We start from the raw sequence: 3,695 nt of genomic DNA on the forward strand, positions 1-3,695 counted from the left end.
ACCCGGATCTGGTCGGCGCGTTTGGGTTCGAAGTCCATCAGCGCAACGATCTGTTCGGCGGTCCAGCCGGGGGCGACCTCAACCAGGACCGGACCTTCGTCACCGAGGACGAACACCGCGCGCTCGGTGACGTAGATGACTTCCTGGCCGCGTTCGCGGGCCAGTTGCGCGTTGAAGGTGATCTGTCGGACCTTCTCGATGAACTTGTGATGCTTGCCTTCCGAAGTCACCCGCAGGTGGCCCTCGGACAGGTCGGTGCGAAGCCCGCCGGCAGTCAACGAGCCGCAGAACACGACTTTCTTTGCGGCTTGGGAGATGTTGATGAATCCGCCTGCCCCGAAGATGCGGCCATCGACCAGGGAGGAGTTGACGTTGCCGTCTCGGTCGACCTCGGCGAAGCCCAGGCAGGTGACGTCCAAGCCGCCGCCGTCGTAGAAGTCGAACTGTGATGCATGATCGATCACTGCTTCAGGGTTCCACGACACCCCGAAGATCACGCCCCGTTCGGGAACTCCGCCGATCATGCCCTGCTCGACGGTGAGGGTCATCTCCTTCAGCCGCCCCTCCTCCAGCGCGGCAGTGGCCACCCCGTCGGCCATGCCGACACCGAGGTTCACCACCGAGCCGAGTTCGATCTCGTCCAGCGCACGGCGGGCGACGACCTTGCGTTCGCTGAGCGTCATCGTCGGCGAGCGGCCGAACGGGACGTAGACCTCGCCAGAGAACGCCGGGTTGTAGTCGTTGATGGCGGTCTGCCGCTGGTGCTCGTCGAGGACGACGACATCGATCAAATGCCCCGGCACCACAACGCTTTTCGCGTTGAGGGTGTGCGCTCCCGCGATCCGCTTGACCTGGGCGATGACCAGGCCACCGCTGTTGCGGGCCGCCGTCGCCGCGGCCAGGACGCCGAGCTTGGCGGTTTCGTGCTCGAGGGTGAGGTTGCCGTTCTCATCGGCGGTGGTGCCTCGGATGAACGCCACATCGAAGGACGGGCTGGGGTAGAAGAGGTACTCCTCGTCGTGCAGGGACAGCACCTCGACGAGATCGGCGGTGGTGGCGGTGTTGAGCTTGCCGCCGCCTTGGCGGGGGTCACAGAACGTGCCGAGGCCGACCTTGGTGATCAGCCCGGGGCGTCTGGCGGCCGATTCCCGCAGCAGCTGCGCGAGCACTCCTTGGGGCAGGTTGTAGGCCTCGATGTCGCCGTCGTGAGCCATCTTCGACAGGGTGGGTGTCATCGCCCAGTGTCCGGCGACGGCGCTCCGGATCAGCCCGGGGATGGCCAGGACGTCCATGCCGGAGCCGTTGCGGTCGCCGATGCCGCTGCAGAAGTACGCCGACAGTTCCGAGGGCGCGGCGGTGTGCCGATAGCGCTCAGCCAGGGCGTCGAGCAGAGCGGACGGTTCGATGACGCCACCGCCGGAGGCCTCGACGAGCAGGCGGGCGCGGTCCGGGATGCGGTCCACGGCCTCGCGCGCGGAGAGGAATTCGGGGTTGACGAGCTTGCTGAGTCTCATGGCATTACTCCTCCACCATTGACGTTGATCGTCTGACCGGTAACGAAGCTCGCTTCCTGGCTGGCGAGCCAGGAGACGGCGGTCGCCACTTCCTCGGGGATGCCGAAGCGGTGCATGACGAGCTGACGGGTCTTCGTTTCGATCCACTCTTCAGTGGCGTGTGCAGCGGTCATCGGGGTTTCGATCGGCCCGGGTGCCACGCAGTTCACCCGGACGTCGGGGCCAAGCTCGCGGGCCAGCGCTCGGGTGAGTCCTCCGATGCCCGCCTTGGACGCGCTGTAGGCCGCGCAGTTGAGGCCGCCGGTATAGCCGAGCTGGCTGCCGATCGTCACGACCGATCCTCCGGACTTGCGCAGTTCCTCGGCTGCCGCGGAGACGGCGAGGAAGGTGCCGGTGAGGTTGACCGCCAGGGTCTGGTTCCAGGTGGCCAGGTCGAGTTCGTGTAGGAACTTCTGTTCCATCACTCCGGCGAGGGTGACCAGGACGTCGACGCGGCCGAATTCGCCTACCGCGGTGTCGATCAGGTGGCGCACGGCGTCTTCAGACGTCACGTCCGCCGGCACCAGGACCGCTCCCTCGGTGGCGTCGATGGCTGAAGTGTCGGCACCTGGTCGATGTCCCAGGACCAGGGTGAAGCCGTCCTTGCCGAGGCGTTGGGCGACGCCCTGGCCGAGTCCGCCTTCGGCGCCGGTGAGTACGGCGACGCGTTCAGTCATCGCTGATCGCCCCTTGGAACGCCAGCTTCATGACGGACTCTTCGTTGGCGTCGGCGCGGCTCAGCTCACCGACGGTGCGCCCACCGCGCATGACCACGATCCGGTCGGCGGCGCCGAGCAGTTCGGGCAGCACGGAGGAGACCATGATGATGGCGATGCCTTCGTCGGCCAGGCCCCGGATCAACCGGTGCACTTCGGCTTTGGCGCCGACGTCGATGCCGCGGGTCGGCTCGTCGAGCAGCAGGACGCGGGGTTTGGTGGCGAGCACCTTGGCGAGTGCGACCTTCTGCTGGTTGCCGCCGGACAGCGCGCCGACGGGCAGGGACGGGCTTGCTGCCTTGATGCGCAGTTCCTTGAAGAACTTCTCGACGATGCGGGTTCCGCGCCGGGGACGCAGCCAGGGGCCGGTGCTCATGTCGTTGAGGCTGGCGAGTTCGATGTTCGAGCTGATCGACATCCCCAGATGCAGTCCCTGGTTCTTGCGATCCTCTGGGACCAGGGCGATTCCGGATCTCAACGCGGCGTGCGGGTGCGCCGGTCTGTGTGGCCTTCCGTCGAAGCTCATGGCGCCTGCGGTGGCCCGGCTGGCGCCGAAGATCGCGGCCAGGAGTTCGGTGCGGCCGCTGCCGACCAGTCCGCCGATGCCGAGGATTTCACCGGGACTGACGTGCAGGGAGGCCGACACGACGCCTGGTGCCGTGATGTCGTCGACGGTCAGGATCGGCGCCCGAGCCTCGTCTCCTATGGTCCCGTGTCCGTGGTAGAGGGCGTCGATGTCGCGGCCGATCATCTGTTTGATGAGGGACTCTTCGGTGAATGCGGCGGCGGGCGCGGTGATGATGTGGGTGCCGTCGCGCAGGACGGTGATGGTGTCGGCATACTCGAGGACTTCGGGTAGGTCGTGGCTGATGAGGACGACGGCGGTGCCCTGGTCGCGCAGATCGCGCAGCAGGGCCAGCAGCCGGAGCGAATCATCGTGCGGTAGTGATGATGTCGGCTCGTCGAAGAAGACCACCCTGGCGTTCAGGGACAGGATTCTGGCGATTTCGACGAGCTGTTGTTCGGCGATGGACAGCTCGCTGGCCGGGCGGCGCGGATCGACGTCGAGCCCGACTCGCGCGAGGTGGGCCTTGGCCTGTTCGACGAGTGCGCGCCGGTCGAGGAATCCCCAGCGCGAGGGCTCGGCGTTGACCAGGACGTTGTCGGCCACCGACACCGAGCCGATCACCGAGAGTTCCTGGTGCACGATGGCGATGCCCAGACCTGCGGCCTGGGTGGGGTTGCGGGGGTTGACCAGTTCACCGTCGAGCAGGATGGTGCCGGTGTCTGCCGACTCGAAGCCGGCGAGGATCTTCGACAGAGTGGACTTGCCTGCGCCATTCTCGCCGACGAGGGCGTGAATCTTGCCGGGTTCCAAGGCGAGTGACACGTCCTCCAGGGCGGCGACTCCGGCGTAGTGCTTGGA

3 protein-coding genes are annotated in these 3,695 nt (G+C 66.7%); all 3 read right to left on the bottom strand.

Translation table 11 applies throughout. The annotated features are described in order from the left end of the window. Window positions 1-1,514, bottom strand: a 1,514-nt coding sequence (locus ACRDUX_RS07435; RefSeq protein ID WP_526412480.1) for an acyl CoA:acetate/3-ketoacid CoA transferase, incomplete at its 3' end; no start/stop codon positions are given. Next, the gene (locus ACRDUX_RS07440; protein ID WP_526412482.1) at window positions 1,511-2,230 is read right to left on the bottom strand and encodes an SDR family NAD(P)-dependent oxidoreductase; all 720 of its coding nucleotides are present in this window, start codon (window positions 2,228-2,230) and stop codon (window positions 1,511-1,513) included. The genes ACRDUX_RS07440 and ACRDUX_RS07435, both read right to left, overlap by 4 nt. Next, a partial coding sequence (locus ACRDUX_RS07445; RefSeq protein ID WP_526412484.1) for a sugar ABC transporter ATP-binding protein occupies window positions 2,223-3,695 on the bottom strand: 1,473 nt, incomplete at its 5' end. The genes ACRDUX_RS07440 and ACRDUX_RS07445, both read right to left, overlap by 8 nt.

The sequence above is a fragment of the Mycobacterium sp. genome (assembly GCF_050701675.1).
In the GTDB taxonomy this organism is placed as follows: Bacteria; Actinomycetota; Actinomycetes; order Mycobacteriales; family Mycobacteriaceae; genus Mycobacterium.